The organism is Streptomyces globosus, assembly GCF_003325375.1.
In the GTDB taxonomy this organism is placed as follows: domain Bacteria; phylum Actinomycetota; class Actinomycetes; order Streptomycetales; family Streptomycetaceae; genus Streptomyces; species Streptomyces globosus_A.
Genome location: NZ_CP030862.1, coordinates 2171327 through 2188737, shown reverse-complemented (window position 1 = coordinate 2188737; position 17411 = coordinate 2171327). Strand labels below are relative to the sequence as shown.

At 71.7% G+C, this 17411-nt stretch carries 15 protein-coding genes; 3 read left to right on the top strand and 12 right to left on the bottom strand.

From position 1 onward, the window contains the following. Positions 1-61: 61 nt before the first annotated feature. Together C0216_RS10025 and C0216_RS10020 are read right to left on the bottom strand one after the other, a co-directional pair. Positions 62-1111: an iron-siderophore ABC transporter substrate-binding protein gene (locus tag C0216_RS10025; RefSeq protein ID WP_216827065.1), complete on the bottom strand. Its 1050-nt coding sequence runs from the start codon at positions 1109-1111 to the stop codon at positions 62-64. A gap of 137 nt (positions 1112-1248) precedes the next feature. Next, positions 1249-2604, bottom strand: coding sequence for a lysine N(6)-hydroxylase/L-ornithine N(5)-oxygenase family protein (locus C0216_RS10020; protein ID WP_114054932.1), 1356 nt, complete (start codon positions 2602-2604; stop codon positions 1249-1251). Positions 2605-2856: 252 nt separating this feature from the next. Between C0216_RS10020 and C0216_RS10015 the strand changes: the two genes are divergently transcribed. Next, entirely contained in the window at positions 2857-3804 is a 948-nt protein-coding gene (locus C0216_RS10015) for a methionyl-tRNA formyltransferase (RefSeq protein ID WP_114054931.1), read from the top strand. 123 nt (positions 3805-3927) lie between these two features. Continuing rightward, positions 3928-4590: a MarR family winged helix-turn-helix transcriptional regulator gene (locus C0216_RS10010; RefSeq protein WP_174250370.1), complete on the top strand. Its 663-nt coding sequence runs from the start codon at positions 3928-3930 to the stop codon at positions 4588-4590. Here C0216_RS10010 and C0216_RS10005 read toward each other — a convergent pair. The 6 genes from C0216_RS10005 to C0216_RS09980 all read right to left on the bottom strand — a co-directional run bounded on the left by C0216_RS10005 (position 4566) and on the right by C0216_RS09980 (position 12646). Beyond that, positions 4566-5063 (bottom strand): hypothetical protein, encoded by a 498-nt coding sequence (locus tag C0216_RS10005; protein ID WP_114054930.1) that lies wholly within the window; start codon positions 5061-5063, stop codon positions 4566-4568. The genes C0216_RS10010 and C0216_RS10005 overlap by 25 nt on opposite strands. A gap of 217 nt (positions 5064-5280) precedes the next feature. Then, a complete protein-coding gene (locus C0216_RS10000) occupies positions 5281-6324 on the bottom strand; it encodes an ABC transporter substrate-binding protein (RefSeq protein WP_114054929.1) in 1044 nt (347 codons plus the stop codon). 51 nt (positions 6325-6375) lie between these two features. Further along, positions 6376-8361 (bottom strand): ABC transporter permease, encoded by a 1986-nt coding sequence (locus tag C0216_RS09995; RefSeq protein ID WP_114054928.1) that lies wholly within the window; start codon positions 8359-8361, stop codon positions 6376-6378. Then, positions 8358-9512: a quaternary amine ABC transporter ATP-binding protein gene (locus C0216_RS09990; RefSeq protein WP_114054927.1), complete on the bottom strand. Its 1155-nt coding sequence runs from the start codon at positions 9510-9512 to the stop codon at positions 8358-8360. The genes C0216_RS09995 and C0216_RS09990 overlap by 4 nt, the downstream gene beginning before the upstream one ends. Further along, complete coding sequence (locus C0216_RS09985; RefSeq protein WP_114054926.1) at positions 9512-11050, bottom strand: GMC family oxidoreductase; 1539 nt, start codon at positions 11048-11050, stop codon at positions 9512-9514. Before C0216_RS09985 ends, C0216_RS09990 begins: the two co-directional genes overlap by 1 nt. Before the next feature lie 93 nt (positions 11051-11143). Further along, positions 11144-12646, bottom strand: coding sequence for an aldehyde dehydrogenase family protein (locus C0216_RS09980; RefSeq protein WP_114054925.1), 1503 nt, complete (start codon positions 12644-12646; stop codon positions 11144-11146). 455 nt (positions 12647-13101) lie between these two features. Here C0216_RS09980 and C0216_RS09975 point away from each other — a divergent pair, with 455 nt between their 5' ends. After that, positions 13102-13629, top strand: a complete 528-nt coding sequence (locus tag C0216_RS09975) for a MarR family winged helix-turn-helix transcriptional regulator (protein ID WP_114054924.1) — start codon at positions 13102-13104, stop codon at positions 13627-13629. A gap of 63 nt (positions 13630-13692) precedes the next feature. Here the strand turns inward: C0216_RS09975 and C0216_RS09970 are convergent, their stop codons facing one another. From C0216_RS09970 to C0216_RS09955, 4 genes are all read right to left on the bottom strand, one after another. Continuing rightward, positions 13693-13896 carry a hypothetical protein gene (locus tag C0216_RS09970; protein ID WP_114054923.1) on the bottom strand — a complete coding sequence of 68 codons (204 nt, stop codon included), beginning with the start codon at positions 13894-13896 and terminating at the stop codon, positions 13693-13695. A 61-nt stretch (positions 13897-13957) separates the two neighbouring features. Beyond that, entirely contained in the window at positions 13958-14980 is a 1023-nt protein-coding gene (locus tag C0216_RS09965) for a TerC family protein (RefSeq protein WP_114054922.1), read from the bottom strand. Between the two features lie 190 nt (positions 14981-15170). Further along, on the bottom strand, positions 15171-15647 hold the full coding sequence (locus tag C0216_RS09960; protein ID WP_114058566.1) for a universal stress protein: 477 nt from the start codon (positions 15645-15647) through the stop codon (positions 15171-15173). A gap of 113 nt (positions 15648-15760) precedes the next feature. Then, positions 15761-17311, bottom strand: coding sequence for a hemolysin family protein (locus C0216_RS09955; protein ID WP_216827064.1), 1551 nt, complete (start codon positions 17309-17311; stop codon positions 15761-15763). Between the last annotated feature and the right edge of the window lie 100 nt (positions 17312-17411).

Genomic DNA, 17411 nt, shown 5'->3' with positions numbered 1-17411 from the left:
GCGGGTCGGGCCGCGGGGGAGGCCGCGTCGTCCTCCCCCGCTCCGCCCCGGCGGTGTGGTGCTACCTGACGGCGGTCAGCAGCGGCTCGATCTCGGTGATGGCGTAGGGGATCGAGAGGACCGTGTTGAAGGAGAACGCGGCGCCGACGTCCGGGTCCTGGTAGGGGACGAAGAGGTCGCGCTTCTCCTGGTGGACCTTCAGGTTCCGGTAGAGCGGCTCGGCCTTGATGCGGTCGTTGGCGCCGGTGCTGGAGGTGACCCACACGACGCGGTCGACGTCGAGGACGTTCAGCTTCTCGGCGCTGAGCTCGACGACGTTGAAGCCGGGCTTGGCGAGGGTGTCGATCTCGGGCTTGAGCGTGAAGCCGAGCTCCTGGAAGAAGATCGACTTGGGGTCGGTCCTGGTGAAGGCCGAGTACTTGCCGGCTTCGAAGCTGTCGGCGACGACGAGGGTCTTCTGCGCGAACTCGGGGTGCCTGTCGCGGACGGCCTTGAAGCGGGCGTCGACGTCGGCGATCAGCTTGTCGGTCTCGGCGGCCTTCCCGAGGGACGTGCCGATCTGCCGGGTCATCACCTGCCAGGAGGCGCCGTAGTCGGGCAGGTCCTTGGGCTGGGCGACGACCTTCGTGAACTTCGAGAGGGTGTCGTACTGCTCCTTCTTCATGCCGGAGTACTGGGCGATGACGAGGTCCGGCTTGAGCGCCGCGATCTTCTCGATGTTGTACTCGTCGCGCTCACCGACGATCTCCGGCTTCGCGGACCCCCACTTGTCCTTCGTCCACGGCCACTTTCCGTACGGCTGCTCCTTGAACCAGTCCACCGCGCCGACCGGCTTGATGCCGAGCGCGAGGACGGCGTCCTGGTCGGAGAGGCCCAGGGTGACGACCCGCTTGGGCTCCTTGTCGATCGTGGTGCTGCCGTACTTGTGCTCGACCGTCACCGGGAAGGCGGCGGACGCGGTGCCGGCGTCGGCCGAGGCCCCGGACTTCGACTCCGCCTTCTGCGAGCCGCCCCCGCAGGCGGACAGGGCGAGGGCGGCGGCCGTGGCGACGGCCAGGCGTGGCAGGTGGGTGACGAACCGCTGCAGAGCGGGGCGCGAACCGTTGGACACAGGTGTTCCTTTCGGGGGATCTCACAGTGCGTGCCCCGACCACAGGGCGCGGCTGCGCTGCCCGGCGGGCGAGGCGTGTGGGGGCTCGGCCAGGGGTGGACCCTGGGGTTTGCGGGTGCGCCGGGCCGGTCACAGCACTAGCTGGCCAGGCCGATCCCGTCGGCGACCGGGCGGGGCCCGTTCTGCGCGGGCGCCGCGGGGCCCCGGTCGAGGATGGAGTCGAGGATCTCGCCGACCCTGACGGCCGTGTTGGAGAGCAGGGACGACGTGATGCCGTGGGTGTGCTCGGTGCCGCCCTGGAGGTAGATCCTGCAGCGCAGTTCCGGGTCGGTGGTGAGCCGGTAGTCCCGTTCGACGCGGATGCGCCCCTCCTCGTCGCGCAGGCAGTGCTCTGCGACGGGGCCGAGGAGGCCGGTGGGGTCGGCGGGGCTGTAGCCGGTGGCGTAGACGACGACATCGGCGTCGAGGACCGTCTCCTCGCCGCTCACCAGGGAGGTGATGCGGGCGTGGACCCTGCCGTCGCGCTCCTCGACGCCGGTGAGGCGGGAGACGTTGATGAAGCGGAGGCGCTCGGTGCCGAGGACCTTCTCCTGGTACGCCTGCCGGTAGAGGTCGTCGATGAGGTCGATGTCGACGACGGAGTAGTTGGTGTTGCCGTGGTAGTCCATCAGCTTGCGCTTGACGTCCCCGGGGGCGGCGAAGTACTCGTCGACGGCGGCCGGGTCGAAGATGCGGTTGGCGAAGCTGCTGTCGTCGGCTGGGCTGTAGCCGTAGCGGGAGAAGACGGCGCAGATCTCGGCCTCGGGGAACCGGCGGTGGAGGTAGGCGACGTTCTCGGCGGCGCTCTGTCCGGCGCCCACGACGACGAAGCGGCCGGGGTTCGCGCCGTCCAGCGCCTCGACCTTCGTGAGCAGCTCGGAGTTGTGCCACACGCGGTCGGTGCGCTCGACGCCCTCGGGCATGAGCGGGCGCAGGCCGGTGCCGATGACGAGGTTGCGGGCGCGGTGGACCACCGTGTCGGTGCCGGAGCGGGCCGTGACGTCGAGGTACTCGATGGCGCCGTCCCGGACGACGGGCTCGACGGCGACGACCTCGTACCCGTAGGAGACCATGTCGTCGACCTTGGCCGCCGCCCACTCGAAGTAGTCGTGGAACTCGACGCGGAGCGGGAAGAGGTTCTTGTGGTTGACGAAGTCGACGAGCCGTCCCCTGCTCTGCAGGTAGCACAGGAAGCTGTACTCGCTGGTCGGATTCCGCAGCGTCACGAGGTCCTTGAGGAAGGACACCTGCATGGTCGCGTCGTCGATCAGCATGCCGCGGTGCCAGCCGAAGCCGGGCTGCCGCTCGAAGAAGTGAGCGGTGACGGCCTCCTGCCTTCCGACGCGGGCGTTGTGCTCGCTCAGAGCTATCGCCATGGCCACATTGGACGGGCCGAAGCCGATGCCAATGAGGTCGTGGACCAGTGGGGCGTCGCCAGGAAGACCCTGAGACATGTCACTCCCATCGTGCGGAACTGCCGCCTGTGAGGCGTGGGGCGAAAAGAACGCGACACCGGCCCGGGGTCACCGCAAGCCAGTGGGAACTTAGGTAAAGCTAACCTCACCTGCGCTGAGCTGTCGACCCGACAAACCGGACAGCTGACGGCCGCTCAGCCTTCAACTGGCTTGAACATGCACCGTATTGCAATGTTAGGTAAGCCTTGCTTTACTTGCCGCGGTCATTCGCTCTTCCGAGGAGGAACCCCCATGCGGGTCGTCATGTTCGGTTACCAGACGTGGGGTCACCGCACCCTGAAAGCCCTCCTGGAGTCCGAGCACGACGTCGTGATGGTCGTGACACACCCCAAGAGCGAGCACGCCTACGAGAAGATCTGGAGCGACTCGGTCGCCGACCTGGCCGAGGAGCACGGCGTGCCCGTCGCCATCCGCAACCGGCCCGACGACGAGGAGCTTTTCGACCTCCTCAAGGCGGCCGATCCGGACATCATCGTGGCCAACAACTGGCGTACGTGGATCCCTCCGCGGATCTACTCGCTCCCCCGCCACGGCACGCTGAACGTGCACGACTCGCTCCTGCCGAAGTACGCCGGCTTCTCCCCGCTGATCTGGGCCCTCATCAACGGCGAGGAGGAGGTGGGCGTCACCGCCCACATGATGGACGAGGTCCTCGACGCTGGCGACATCGTCGAGCAGCGCGCCGTCCCGGTGGGGCCCGCCGACACGGCCACCGACCTCTTCCACAAGACGGTCGACCTCATCGCCCCCGTCACCACCGCCGCCCTCGCCCGGATCGCCGCCGGGGAGACCGAGTTCACCCGGCAGGACCGCTCCCGGGCCAGCTTCTTCCACAAGCGGTCCGAGGAGGACATCCGCATCGACTGGACCTGGCCGGCCGACGTCCTGGAGCGCCTGGTCCGCGCGCAGTCCGCGCCGTACCCGAGCGCCTTCACCTTCCACAAGGGCAGGCGCCTGGAGATCCTCTCCGCCGTCGTGTCGGAGGGCCGCTACGGCGGCACGCCCGGCCGCATCTTCTACCGCGAGGGCGAGGGCGTCGTGATCGTCGCCGGTGCCGACGCCCGCACCGGCCGCAACCACGGCCTCGCCGTCACCCGCGTACGCACGGAGGACGGCCGAGAGCTGCCCGCCACCGAGTACTTCACCTCCATGGGCGGCTACCTCACCGGCCGCCCGTGAGCTGCGGGGCAGCGCAGCCCCGAACACTCCGGCGCCCCTCGGACGGTCCTGAGGGGCGCCGGCATTTCACGACACCGCCGGGTCGCCGGACCAGCGACCCGCAGGGCCTGCAAGGGGGAGCGAATGGATCAGCCGGTCGTCACCGGCACCGCACGCGACGCGTCGGGAGCGGAGTTCGCCGTCGTCGGCATCTCGAACATGCCCGCGACGGACTGGGCCCAGGTCTTCCGGGCCCTCGCGCAGACCGACCTGACGCTCGCGGGCGGCGCAGCGGCCAGGGCGGTGAGCCAGGGAGCCGGGATGACGCCCCCGAGCGTCCTCGACCTCAACGCGTACCTCATGTACGCGGTCGGGAAGGCCGCGCGCCGGCGGCTCACCGAGCGGCTGGCCGCCCACAACCTGCGGCTGTGGCACCTGACCGTCATGGCGCTGGTGGCCGACATGGGCCCGCAGATGAAGACGCTCCTGGCCGCGCGGCTCGACATGAACACCAGCGACCTGGTGAAGGTCGTCAACGACCTGGTGAAAACCGGCCACGTCGTCTGCACCCGGGACCGGGACGACCGGCGGAAGGTCCTCGTCCGGCTGGCCCCCGGGGGGCGCGCCTTCCTGGACCGGCTGAACGCGGACATCGCCGCCACCGACGACGACGTCCTGGCCCCGCTGAGCGGGGACGAGCGCCGGGTGCTCGCCTCCCTGCTCCGCCGGGTCCACCGGCACCTCGACCCGGACCCGGCCGACGCGGGCGCCGCAGCGTTGGGTCAGCGGCAGGCGCCCTCGACGTAGGTCGCATGGGACAGGTACAGGGCGGGCATGCCCGCGCGGGAGAGGGCCTCCGCGTCGACCGGCGCCCCCGGGAGGAGGATGCGCTCCTCGGCCCGGGTCAGCGACAGGAAGACGCAGTACTCGGTCTCCGTGTCCTCGGTGCCGACCGTGTAGCCGCCGTTCTTCGCCTTGCTCGCGTGGACGCCGTGGCCCGGACCGATGCCGCTGTCCCTCACCGCGCCGGAGACGATGAAGTGGTGGTCGCTCTCCGGAGTCGTGTACTGCCGTGCGCCCTCCAGGTCCTTCACGCCCTTGCGGACGGCATCGCGGAACTCCCCCTCGCCCCACGTCCAGTCGGCGCGCAGGCCGAAGAGCACGCCGAGCGCGATGAGGGGCGTGATGACGATGAGGGCGAGGCCTACGGGGTTGCGGTGGTTGTAGACGTACCGGCTGGTCCCCCACCTGCTCCGGACGAAGACCGGCTCGTCGCTCACCGCGCCGCCTGCGGTCGGCCGGCGCCCGTGCGAGCCTCCGCGGGGAGCGCCGCTCGTGCGCACGCGCATCGTCCGGGGCGGATCGGGTACCTGCGGCGAAGTGCGTTCGTCATGGCCTGATTTTAGCGGTGCCGGACATCCTTTCGGATGAACGGTCCACGGGACAGGACGGGGGCGGGCCGGAGGGGCCGGACGCAGCCGTCCGGCCCCGGGGCGGTCACTGCTTCGGCAGCCAGGCCTTCCAGGTCGCCTCGTTCTCCTTCACCCACTTCTCGGCGGCCTTCTGCGCGGACATCCCGTCGGCGGCGACGTACTTGGCGACCAGGTTCTGCTGCTCGGTCGTCCACGTGAAGTTCTTCAGGAACTCCGCCGCGTCGCCGCCGTCCTTCGCGAAGTCCGCGTTCATCCACTTCTTCAGCGGCACGTCCGGGTAGGCGCAGGCGACGGCCTGCTTGTCGGCGTCACAACCCTCCTTGTACGGCGGCAGCTTCACCTCGACGAGGTCCATCGTCGCGTTCATCCACTGCGGGGTCCACCAGTAGGTGAGGAAGGGCTTCTTGTTCTTGTACAGCTGCTCCAGCTGCGCGAGGTGCGTGGCCTCGGCGCCCGCCTCGATCGGCTTGTAGTCCAGGCCGAGGTTCTTGATCAGGGCGTTGTCGTACGAGACGTAGGACGGGTCGCCCTTGATGAACTGGCCCTTGTCCCCGCTCTCCGGGGTCTTGAAGACGTCCGCGTACTTGTTGAGGTTCCTGTGGTCCGTGATGTCCGGCTTCTCGTCGGCCAGGTACTTCGGGACGAACCAGCCGATGTGGCCCGTCACGCCCAGCTCGCCGGCCGAAACGACGGACTTGTTGCCCTCGACGTAGCGCTTCTCCTCCTGGGGGTGGCCCCAGTCCTCCAGGATCGCGTCGATCTTGCCCTGGCTCATCGCGTCCCAGGCCGGGGTCTCGTCCATCTGCTGGGTCTTGACCTTGTACCCGAGTTCGTGCTCCAGCAGGTACGCGGCGACGGCCGTGTTGACCTCGGCGCCGACCCACGACGGGGTGTGCAGGCTGACCGTCTTGGAGTCGCCGCCCCGGGTCTCGGCGGCGCCGCAGGCGCTGACCGTGAGCAGGGCGAGGGCGCCGGTCGCCGCGAGGAGCGTTCTGGAACGGCGGGACCGGGCGCCCGGGCGCGGATCGGTGTGGGCGTGGCCGGTGCGGGCGATGTCGGTGCGGGCGATGTCGGTGCGGGCGATGTCGGTGCGGGTGCGTGCGGGCATGGTGGTGTGCCTTCCGGTTGACGGGGAGGGGGATGGTCGGGGACGGGCCGCTCAGTGCCGGGTGTCGGCCGAGGCGGTGCGGTCGGCGGGCTGGGTGAGCTTGTCGAGGGCCAGGCCCAGGCAGACGATGCCCGCGCCGGCGATCAGACCGGTGCCGAGTTCGCCCGCGGTGAGGCCCTTGACCACGTCGAAGCCGAGTGCCCCGCCGCCCACCAGGCCGCCGATGACGACCACGGCGAGGACGAGGACGACGCCCTGGTTCGCGGCGACCAGCAGCGCCGGGCGGGCGAGCGGCCACTGCACGTCGCGGATCTGCTGCCAGGTGGTGGCGCCCAGGGAGCGGGACACCTCCATGGTGGCGGGGCTGACCTGCCGCAGTCCCTGCGTGGTGACCCGCACCACGGCGGGCAGGGCGTACACGGCCGCCGCGGTGATCGCGGCGACCCGGCCCGCGTTGAACAGTTGGACGACCGGGATGAGGTAGATGAACTGCGGCAGCGTCTGCATGGCGTCGAACACCGGGCGCAGCAGCCGTTCGACCGCCCGTACGCGGGCCGCGAGGATGCCGATCGCGAAGCCCAGGACCAGGGTGAGGGCGACGGCGACCAGGATCTGGGAGAGCGTGTACAGGGCCTTGTCCCAGATGCCGAGCACGCCGGTGCACCCCAGGGCGAGGACGGCGGTCAGGGCGCCCCGCCAGGTGCCGACGAGCAGGGCCACGGCACCGGCGAGCAGCAGCAGCGACCACCACGGCAGGGCCTGGAGGCCGTCGTTCAGCGGGTTGAGCACCCAGCTGGTGGCGTTGCCGGCCCACACGGAGGTGCCGCCGAACACGGGGACGTCCTGGTACACGCTGCCGACCAGCCAGTCGACGGCGGTGTTCAGCGGTGCGGCGATGTCCACCGTGGCCGCTTCGGGCCACTCGCCCAGGGCCCGGCCCGCCAGCAGGCCTCCGCCGGCCGCCGCGAGGGCGATACCGGTTCCCTTCCGGCCGACCGGGACGCCGCTGCGCGCCCCGGCCGCAGCCGTCGTCCGGTCGAGCCACACGGCGATGAGGACGATGGCCAGTCCGGCGGTGAGGCCCTGGCCGAAGTCGCGGGTCTTCAGCGCCTGGTACACGCTCTCGCCGAGACCGCCGGCGCCGACGACGGAGGCGATGACCACCATCGACAGGGCCATCATGATCGTCTGGTTCAGGCCGAGGAAGAGCTGCGGCCGGGCCATCGGCAGCCGTGCCGTCCGCAGCCGCTGCCACCGGGTCGCCCCGAGGGACCTGGAGGCCTCCAGGACGGCCGGGTCCGCGCCGCGCAGGCCCAGCGCGGTCATCCGGACCATCGGGGGTGCCGCGTAGATCACCGTCGTGATGAGCGCGGACGGGGTGCCGATGCCGAAGACCAGGACGAGCGGGAGCAGGTAGGCGAAGGACGGCAGGACCTGCATGGTGTCGAGGACCGGGCGCAGCATCCGCTGGGCGGTGTCGGACAGTCCGCAGGCCAGGCCGAGCAGGATGCCGACCGCGGACGCCACGGCGACGGACACCAGCATCAGGGCGAGCGTCTCGGTCGACTGCTCCCACAGGCCGAGGAGCCCGCAGCCGGCCAGGGAGGCGAAGGCGACGAGGGCCGGGCCGGCGCCTTTGCGGCCGGCGCCGCCCGCGTACCAGGCGAGTGCGGTGGCGGTGGTGAGCACGCCCGCCCAGCCGATGGCGGTGAGCAGGTCGTGGACCTGGGCGACCGAGTCGGTGGCCGCGTTGGACAGGTGCAGCAGGAAGTAGAGGAAGACGGGGTGGGTCTCGCGGTTGTCGACCACCCAGTCGGCGAAGGTGTCGAGCTGCGGGGCCAGGTCCAGGCGCAGTGCCTGCGGCCAGCCGCCGTCGGCGAGCAGGGCGGCGGTGGGCAGAAGCAGCGCCAGGACCAGCAGCACCGCCGGGGCGGCGGGGAGGGCCGGGCGCCAGGAGCGGCGGCTGCCCGCCTGCTCGGCGCGGCTGCGGCTGTTCCCCCCGGCGACGGGGGGGCGGGAGGTGGTGGCGGCGCTCATGCGGTCACCGGGTCCGTGTCGGTGTCCGTGGCGGCGGCCTGTCCCGCGCCGGCGGGCGTGCCCGGCTCCGTGCGTGCGGCGGGGACTGCGGGGACGGCCGCGCCCGTGCTGCCGCTGCCCGGTTCCAGGCCTGCAACGACGGCCAGCAGCCGCGCGTGGTCGACGACGCCGAGGAGTTCGCCGTCCGCCTCGATCCGGGCGGGGACGCCGTCCCGGGCGACCGCGGCGATGCCGTCGGCGACCGTGGCGTCCGGTGCGAGCACCGTGCCCCGTTCCGCCTCGTCGCCGATGGCCGGGCGCATCGCCCGGGACACGGGGACGATCTGCTCGCGCGGTACGTCGCGCACGAAGTCGCGGACGTAGTCGCCGGCGGGGCGGGTGACGATCTCCTCGGGCGTGCCGAGCTGCACGATGGCGCCGTCCCGCATGAGGGCGATGCGGTCGCCGAGCTTCAGGGCCTCCGCGAGGTCGTGGGTGATGAACACCATGGTGCGGCCCTCCTCCCGGTGGAGCCGGGCCACCTCCTCCTGCATGTCGCGGCGGATCAGCGGGTCGAGGGCGCTGAACGGCTCGTCGAACAGGAGGACTTCGGGGTCGGCCGCGAGGGCGCGGGCCAGGCCCACCCGCTGCTGCTGGCCGCCGGAGAGCTGGCTGGGGCGCCGCTCTTCGAGACCGGCCAGGCCGACCTTCTTGATGACCTCGCGGGCCTTCGCCCGCCGCTCGCCCTTCGCCACGCCCTGGATCTCCAGGCCGTACGCGACGTTGTCCAGGACGGTGCGGTGCGGCAGCAGGCCGAAGTGCTGGAAGACCATCGCGGCGCGGTGCCGGCGCAGCTCGCGCAGCCGGGCCGGGTCCATGGCGAGGACGTCCTCGCCGTCCATGGCGAGCTCGCCGGAGGTGGGCTCGATGAGCCGGGTGAGGCAGCGTACGAGGGTCGACTTGCCGGAGCCGGACAGGCCCATGACGACGAACACCTCGCCGCGGCGGACGTCGAAGGAGACGTCGCGGACGGCGGCCGTGCAGCCCGTCCGCTCGCGGATCTCGGCGGTCGACAGGGCGGCGAGGCCGGGGTCGGAGGGCACTCGGCCGGCCTTGGGCCCGAAGACCTTCCACAGGCCGCGGACGGAGAAGACGGGATCGTGGGGGGCCATCAGGCGGCCTCCTTCGGGTCGCCGGCCGGGGCAAGGAGGTCGGCGCACTTCTCCCCCACCATCAGGACGGCGATCATCGGGTTGACGGCGGGGATGGTGGGGAAGACGGACGCGTCGGCGATCCGTATGCCCTCCAGGCCGCGGATGGTCAGGTCGGGGGCGACGACGGCCATGGCGTCGTCCTCGGCGCCGATCCGGCAGGTGCCGGCCGGGTGGTACACGGTGTGCGCGGCCTTGCGGGCGTACTCGCTCAGCTCCTCGTCGCCGGTGACGTCGGGGCCGGGGCAGACCTCGCGGCCGAGCCAGGACGCCAGCGGTTCGGCCGCGGCGATCCTCCGGGCGATCCTGATGCCGTCGACGAGGGTGCGGGCGTCGTGGTCGTCCTCGTCGGTGAAGTAGCGGAAGTCCAGGGCCGGCTTGGCCTCGGGGTCGGCACTGGTCAGGTAGAGCCGGCCGCGGCTGCGGGGCTTGGGGATGTTCGGCGTCATCGACACGCCGTGCGCGGGCCGTTCGTAGCCCAGCCGCTCGGGGTTGTCGGTGAACGGCACCTGGTAGAAGTGGAACATCAGGTCGGGTCCGGCGGACTCCGGGTCGCGGCGTACGAACAGTCCGGCATCGCTGTCCATCGCGGAGTTCTCGGGTATCGGACCGCGGGTCTCCCAGACGATCACGGACTCCGGGTGGTCGAGCAGGTTCTCGCCGACGCCCGGGAGGTCGTGGCGGACGTCGATGCCGAGTCCGGCCAGCTGCTCGCGCGGCCCGATGCCGGAGTGGAGCAGCAGCCGCGGCGTGTCCACCGCTCCGGCGCAGACGACCACCTCGCGGGAGGCCCGTACGACGAGTTCCTCGCCGTCGGCGGCGCGCGCCCGTACGCCGGTGGCGCGGACGCCGTCGAACTCCAGCCGGTACGCCCACGTCTCCAGCAGCAGGTGCAGGTTGGGCCGGTCCAGGTAGGGGTGCAGGTAGGCGACGGAGGCGGAGGAGCGCTTGTTGTCCTCCGGGTGGTAGGCGAGGTCGAAGAAGCCGACCCCCTCGTGGAAGGGCTTGCGGTTGAACCCCTCGACCTTGGGCACGCCGAGGGCTTCCTGCGCCGCGTCCACGAAGTCGCGGGCGATGGCGTTGCGGTCCTTCTCGTCGACCGGGACGATGTTGTTGAGGAGCTTGCCGAAGTACGGGTCCATCGACGCGGCGTCCCAGCCGTCGGCGCCCATCGCGGCCCACTCGGCCCAGTCGGACGGCAGCGGCTTGAACGCGATCAGCGTGTTGTGCGAGGAGCAGCCGCCGAGGACGCGGGCCCGGCTGTGCCTGATGTGGGAGTTGCCGCGCGGCTGTTCGGTGGTGGGGTAGTCGTAGTCCAGGTCGCCGCCGAGCAGGCCCATCCAGCGGCGCAGGGTGAGGACGTCGGGGCGGTCGACGTCGGACGGGCCGCCCTCGATGACGGCGACGGTGACGGCGGGGTCCTCCGTGAGGCGGGAGGCGATCACCGAACCGGCGGTGCCACCGCCGACGATGACGTAGTCGTAGGTGCGGTCGGACATCCTGTGTTCACTCCATGAAGCGTGGGGGCGTACGGGTGGCTGTTCCGGCTCCCGGGCGGTGCGGGCGCCGCACCCGCCGGGGCAGAGCGGGGGTCAGCCGGAGAACCACCGGACGGGGCGGGGCGCCAGGTTCTGGTAGACGTGCTTCGTCTCGCGGTACTCGGCGAGGCCGGACGGGCCGAGCTCGCGTCCCACGCCGGACTTGCCGAAGCCGCCCCATTCGGCCTGCGGGAGGTAGGGGTGGAAGTCGTTGATCCACACGGTGCCGTGGCGCAGCCGGCCGGCGACCCGGCGGGCCCGGGCCGCGTCCGCGGTCCAGACGGCTCCCGCGAGCCCGTACTCGGTGTCGTTCGCGAGAGCGACCGCCTCGTCCTCGGTGTGGAAGGTCTCCACCGTGAGGACGGGGCCGAAGACCTCCTCGCGGATCACGCGCATGCGCCGGTGGCAGCGGTCGAGGACGGTCGGCTCGTGGAAGTACCCGCCGGCGGGCCTGGTGGCGGAGGGCTCGGGGCGGCGTCCGCCGCTGCGCAGCACGGCCCCCTCGGCGAGCGCGGACGCGACGTACTCCTCGGTGCGCTCCAGCTGGGCCAGTGAGACGAGCGGGCCGCACTCGACGCCGTCCTCGGTGCCCCGGCCCAGCCTGATCCGGGCGGCCCGGCGGCTCAGCTCGGCCACGAAGCGCTCCCGTACCGACTCCTCGACGATCAGCCGGGAGCCGGCGGAGCAGACCTGCCCGCTGTGGATGAAGGCGGCGTTGAGGGCCTGGTCGACGGCGGTGTCGAAGCCCTCCGCGGTCCGGCAGGCGTCGGCGAAGACCACGTTCGGGTTCTTGCCGCCGAGCTCCAGGGCGACCTTCTTGACGCCGGGTGCCGCCGCCTGCGCGACCTTCACCCCGCTGGTGAGGCCGCCGGTGAACGAGACGAGGTCGACGTCGGGGTGCTCGGCGAGCCGGGCGCCGACCGTGTGGCCGGGGCCGGTGACGAGGTTCGCGACGCCGCTCGGGAGTCCGGCCTCGGCGAGCAGCGCGATCAGCGCGACGGTGCTGAGCGGGGTGATCTCGCTCGGCTTGACCACGAAGGTGTTGCCGGCGGCCAGGGCCGGCGCGATCTTCCAACTCGCCTGCAGAAGCGGGTAGTTCCAGGGCGTGATCATCGCGCACACGCCCACCGGCTCGTGGACGACGACGCTGTGCACGGTGTCGCTGCCGGCGTCGACGACGCGGCCCGGCCCCTCGGCCAGGACCAGGTCGGCGAAGTAGCGGAAGGCGTCCGCGACGCAGTCGACGTCGGCTCGCCCCTCGGCGAGCGTCTTCCCGGCGTCGCGGCTCTCCAGGAGGGCCAGTTCCTCGCGGTCGCGGACCAGGAGCCCGGCGGTACGGCGCAGCAGCGCGGCCCGCTCGGCCACGGGGGTGCCCGGCCAGGCGCCGGAGTCGAAGGCGGCACGCGCCGCGGCGACGGCGGCGTCGGCGTCCTCCGCGCCGCCCTCGGCGACGACCGCGAAGGGCAGGCCGTCCGCCGGGTCGAGGATCTCCCGCGTCTCACCGCTGAGCGCGTCGCGCCAGGCGCCGTCCGCGTGAATGGTCGTTCGTGTCAACAACAGTTCGGTGCTTTCTGCTTCGAGCCGGTCCGCTCCGCCGTGCGGCTGCAAATGCGGCGCGGACCGCCGGCATGACAGGGCCGTGGGCCACGGGGTCCACCGGGACGGGACCCGCTCCGGGGCCGCCGCCGCCGGTGAGCCGGAGGGCGGGTACTGGTCATGCGGGCCGAACTTACCCAGCAGAAAGTGAAATCGCATGGGGCGCGGGCCTTGCCCTGGGCAGGCCGGAGTGCTATCCCCGCAGCCGCCTCCACTCGCCGCAAAGTGACAAAGTCAACAAGATGTTTGAGCAAATCGGTCGAAAGTGGCACGCAGTGGACTAGATAACGAAAAGATTACATCTTTGCTCAGTGCCACGTTCGCGATCGGAACGTTATGCCTTTGAGGGCGATTCGTGGGTTTGGCCGCGCCGGAACCGGACAAGCAGACCGTCGGCGCAGGGTACAAAGGGTCGTATGCACGAGCATCAGGAGACCGACCCGGCGCAGGACGACATCGAGGCCGTCACGCGCGCCGTACTGACGGCGTCCCGCCTGCTGGTGGCCGTGTCGGCACGGTCGCTGGCGACGGTCGAGGAGACCATCACCTTGCCGCAGTTCCGGATGCTCGTGGTCCTGTCGACCCGCGGGCCGTCCAAGCTGGTGGTGCTCGCGGAGCACCTCGGAGTCCAGCCGTCCACCGCCATGCGGATGGTGGACCGGCTGATCGCGGCCGGCCTGGTGAGCCGCCGGACCAACCCCGCCAACCGGCGTGAGACGGTGCAGAGCCTCACCGAGGAGGGTCAGCGGGTCGTCCGGCACGTGACCGCACGGCGCCGGGCGGAGATCACCGGCATCCTGCGCCGGCTCGACCCCTCCCAGCGCAGCGCCCTCGTCTCCGCGCTGAACGCCTTCAACGCCGCCGGCCGCGAACCGTCTTCCGGGGCCGGGGACGCCGATCCGCTCCCCCTGGGCTGGTCCGACCCCGCGGACGACACCCCGTAGGGGCCCCACGGGGGCAGCGCAGGGGCGCCGGCGGCTTCGCCCCCGCGAGGGAGGTGGCGGCGCTCAACCGCGGTGCTGCGGCTGGGTGTGCCTCGGGTAGTCGGAGTAGGCGGGGCAGTCGGGATTGCGGCAGGGGCCCTGCTCCCACACGGGGACGAAGACGCCGAGCGTCTTGTGCCGTCGCTTGATCACGGTGTCGACGTGCTGCTTGCACACCGGGCAGACAAGCACGCCTTGCGGCCCGGTCTCGTGCTGCGTTTTACCCATTCTTTAATGGTAGGGCGAGGGGAGGATCGCGGCAGCGGCTCCGGTCGGCGGCCGCGTACTCCTACTGCCGGCGCGGCGGGGGCGGAGGATCGGGAGGATCAGGAGGGGCGGGGGGTTGCCGGTCCTCCGCGTCACCGGCCGTCGGCGGCCGGGCCGGGGCCGGCAGGCGCAGGCTGAACACGATGGACACCGTGAGGATGGCGGCGATGACGGCCAGGCTGAGCGGGGAGGGGATCTCCGGGATCGACGGGCTGATCATCTTGTGGGACGCCTGGAGGATGAGCTTGACGCCGATGAAGGAGAGGATGACGGCGAGGCCGGTGTTGAGGTAGTGGAACCGGTCCAGGAGGCCCGCGAGCATGAAGTACAGGGCACGCAGGCCGAGGATCGCGAAGGCGTTGCTGGTGTAGACGATGAAGATGTCGTCGCTGACCGCGAGGACGGCCGGGACGCTGTCGACGGCGAAGATCAGGTCTGCCGCCTCGATCGCCACGACCACCGCGAGCAGCGGGGTCGCCACACGCTTGCCGGCCTCCCTGACGAAGAACTTCGTTCCCTCGTACTCGTCGCGGACCGGAACGATCCTCCTCAGCATCCGTACAGCGAGGCTGCTGCCCGGGTCGAAGTCCTCCTCCTCTTTGAGGAGCTTGTAGGTGCTGTAGAAGAGGAGGGCGGCGAAGGCGAACAGGACGGCGGTGAAGCGGCTGACCGCGGCCACGCCGAGGGTGAGGAAGACGCCGCGGAAGACGAGGGCGCCGATCACTCCGAAGAACAGGACGCGGTGCTGGTAGGCGCGGGGGACCTTGAAGTAGCCGAAGATCACGGCGAAGACGAACAGGTTGTCGACCGACAGGCTCTTCTCCAGCAGCCACGCGGTCGTGTACTCGGTCCCGGCGGTCGTGCCGAGGACGAGGAAGACGACGCCGCCGAAGGCGAGCGCGAGGCCGACCCACAGCCCGCTCCAGGCGGCTGCCTCCTTGAACCCGATGACGTGGGCGCTGCGGTGGGCCAGCAGGTCGACCGCCAGCGAGACCACCACCGTCGCGGCGAACGCGATCCACAACCAGAGCGGCACATCGAGCACGCCGGTCACTCTCCCCTGGGCGGCGCCGAACTCACCGACTCTGGCAATTCTGGTGCATGGCGCCCCTTGCGGCGCGGCGGGCGCTGCTCAGGGACGCAGAGCAGCACGCGGTGCACGCCCCGGCCGGCCCGCCCCGCGCCCGCCGGCACGGTGCCGGGTCGCGCCGTGCACGCTGCCGGTCCACGGCGTCTCAGGCCGGTTCACCGGCCGGGTCCGCACCCGTACCCGTACCTCTGCGGACGATCACCACAGGGCAGGGGGCATGCCTGGCGCACTGCTGGCTCACCGACCCCAGCGTCAGGCCGGCGAAGCCGCCCCGGCCGCGGCTGCCGACGACCAGCACCTCCGCTCCCTCGGCTGCCGCAAGGAGCACCTCGGCCGGGCGTCCTCGGACGAGGCGGTCTTCCATCCGTACGTCCGACCGCGCCTCCCGGGCCACAGTCCGCAGCTCCTCCCTCATCTTGGACCTCGCATGTGCGGCGTCGAAGTCGGCGTCCACCGCAGGAGCGGACCAGCCCACGCCGCCGGGCAGGTCGTAGGCCGCGACGGCATCGACGTGACCGCCGATGACGGCTGCGTACCGGACCGCCCAGCGCAGTGCCTCGTATGAGGGCTCGGAGCCGTCGATGCCCACCACGACGCGGAGGCCCAGGCCTGTGCCGGCCATGATGACCGCCTCCTTCCGGGTCATGTGGCCTGCCCCTGCCCACCGGAGGTGGGTCCACCCCTTTCCGGCTCGGGGGAGTACGCCCCACCGTCTCGCCCCGGACTCCGCCGCACCTACCCGGTGGTCGCGTCCCCGTTCCGGCGGCCGGCCGAGGGCTTGCGGTCCGGCGGCTCTCCGCCGGCCGCGGGCCGGATCCGGACCTCCTCGATGACGTCCTTGTCGACCGCGGTGACCTCGACCGCCCAACGCCCGACCCCGACGGCGGAGCCCGGTTCGGGGAGGCGGCCCAGCCTGTGCAGGACCAGGCCGGCCACGGTGGTGTAGGGGCCGGCTTCCCCGAGGTCGGACGGATCGATCCCGAGGTCGGGCAGGCCGCGGACGGGGAAGGAGCCGGGTGCCAGCCAGGAGCCGTCCGGCTGGGGGATCACGTCCTGGCTGTCGCGGACCGTCTCGTCGTAGATCTCCCCGACGATCTCTGCCAGCAGGTCCTCCAGGGTGACGATGCCCTCCACCGACCCGTGCTCGTCGGTGACGAGGGCGAACTGCTGCCGGTCCGCCTGGAAGCGGCGCAGCGCCTCGGTGACCTTCATGTACTCCGTGAAGACGGTGGCCGGGCGTGCCAGGTCACCCACCGGGGTGTCGTCCTCGCTGGTGGTCACGTCCTTGATGTGGACCACGCCGACGACTTCCTCGAAGCCGGCCGCCGTGACCACCGGTGCCCGCGAGTGCCCTGCACGGGCGAGCTCGGTGCGGGCCCGGGCCGCCGAGACCTCCGACGAGAGGGTGAACACGGCGCGGCGCGGAACGAGTGCCACGCGGAGCGTCCGCTCGTGGATCTCCAGGGCGCTGGAGATGATGGTGCGCTGTTCCGGGGTCAGTCCCCGGTGGCTGACCACCATGTCGCGGAGCTCCTCCGGGGTGGGCGGCTGGCTGCCTGCCTTCGGATCGCCTCCCAGGAGCCTGACCAGGAGGTTCGTCGTCTCGCCGAGCGACCAGACGACGGGACGGGCCAGCGTCGCCAGAGCGTTCAGCGGTGTGGCGGCGATGAGCGACCAGCGCTGCGGGTACTGCATCGCGAGGCGTTTGGGTGCCAGCTCTCCGACGACCAGGGTGACGAAGGTGAGCAGCGCGGTGACCAGGGCCACGGCGAGCGGGGCTGCGGCCCGGCCCGCGAATGCCAGGAGGGGCACGAGCGGCTCCGCCAGGGACACGGCGGCGGTGGCCGAGGCGAGGAAGCCTGCCAGGGTGATGCCGATCTGGATGGTGGCGAGATAGCGGTTGGGGTCGTCCGTCAGCCGGACGAGGCGGGCTGCCGCGGCGGACCCGTCTTTCCGGCGCAGCCTGCGCAGCTGGCTTTGGCGCAGGGAGACGAGGGCGATCTCGGTGCCCGCGAAGAGCGCGTTGAGGACGATGAGGGCGGCGATGAGCGCGATGTCCCACCCGTATCCGTTCAGCGCCCTGCCCTCCGCTCTCGGTCCGGGGAGTGGGCCGGTCCCGAGTCCGGCGGCTGCTGCATCCGTCTCCGGCGGCTGGATCCGGACCGGCCGATCCGCGCGGCCGGACCCCGGGCGGCCCGCTTCCACCGGCCGGAAGAGGCAAGCCATGATGTCACCCCGGCTGATGTCGGAGCCGGTGACCACGCCGACGACCGCCTCGCCCTCCATGGCGACAGCACGGTGGGCCGGACTGCACTGTGGGACGGGCCGCGGACGCCGGTCGGCGGTCGGCGGTCGGCGGCACGCGGGTGGGCACCCGAACCCTCCG

Bases quoted from the DNA above. Each gene is read 5' to 3' on its own strand.
- C0216_RS10020 (WP_114054932.1), bottom strand. From the start codon at position 2,604: ATGTCTCAGGGTCTTCCTGGCGACGCCCCACTGGTCCACGACCTCATT.
- C0216_RS10015 (WP_114054931.1), top strand. From the start codon at position 2,857: ATGCGGGTCGTCATGTTCGGTTACCAGACGTGGGGTCACCGCACCCTG.
- C0216_RS10010 (WP_174250370.1), top strand. From the start codon at position 3,928: ATGGATCAGCCGGTCGTCACCGGCACCGCACGCGACGCGTCGGGAGCG.
- C0216_RS10000 (WP_114054929.1), bottom strand. From the start codon at position 6,324: ATGCCCGCACGCACCCGCACCGACATCGCCCGCACCGACATCGCCCGC.
- C0216_RS09995 (WP_114054928.1), bottom strand. From the start codon at position 8,361: ATGAGCGCCGCCACCACCTCCCGCCCCCCCGTCGCCGGGGGGAACAGC.
- C0216_RS09990 (WP_114054927.1), bottom strand. From the start codon at position 9,512: ATGGCCCCCCACGATCCCGTCTTCTCCGTCCGCGGCCTGTGGAAGGTC.
- C0216_RS09985 (WP_114054926.1), bottom strand. From the start codon at position 11,050: ATGTCCGACCGCACCTACGACTACGTCATCGTCGGCGGTGGCACCGCC.
- C0216_RS09975 (WP_114054924.1), top strand. From the start codon at position 13,102: ATGCACGAGCATCAGGAGACCGACCCGGCGCAGGACGACATCGAGGCC.
- C0216_RS09970 (WP_114054923.1), bottom strand. From the start codon at position 13,896: ATGGGTAAAACGCAGCACGAGACCGGGCCGCAAGGCGTGCTTGTCTGC.
- C0216_RS09960 (WP_114058566.1), bottom strand. From the start codon at position 15,647: ATGGCCGGCACAGGCCTGGGCCTCCGCGTCGTGGTGGGCATCGACGGC.
- C0216_RS09955 (WP_216827064.1), bottom strand. From the start codon at position 17,311: ATGGAGGGCGAGGCGGTCGTCGGCGTGGTCACCGGCTCCGACATCAGC.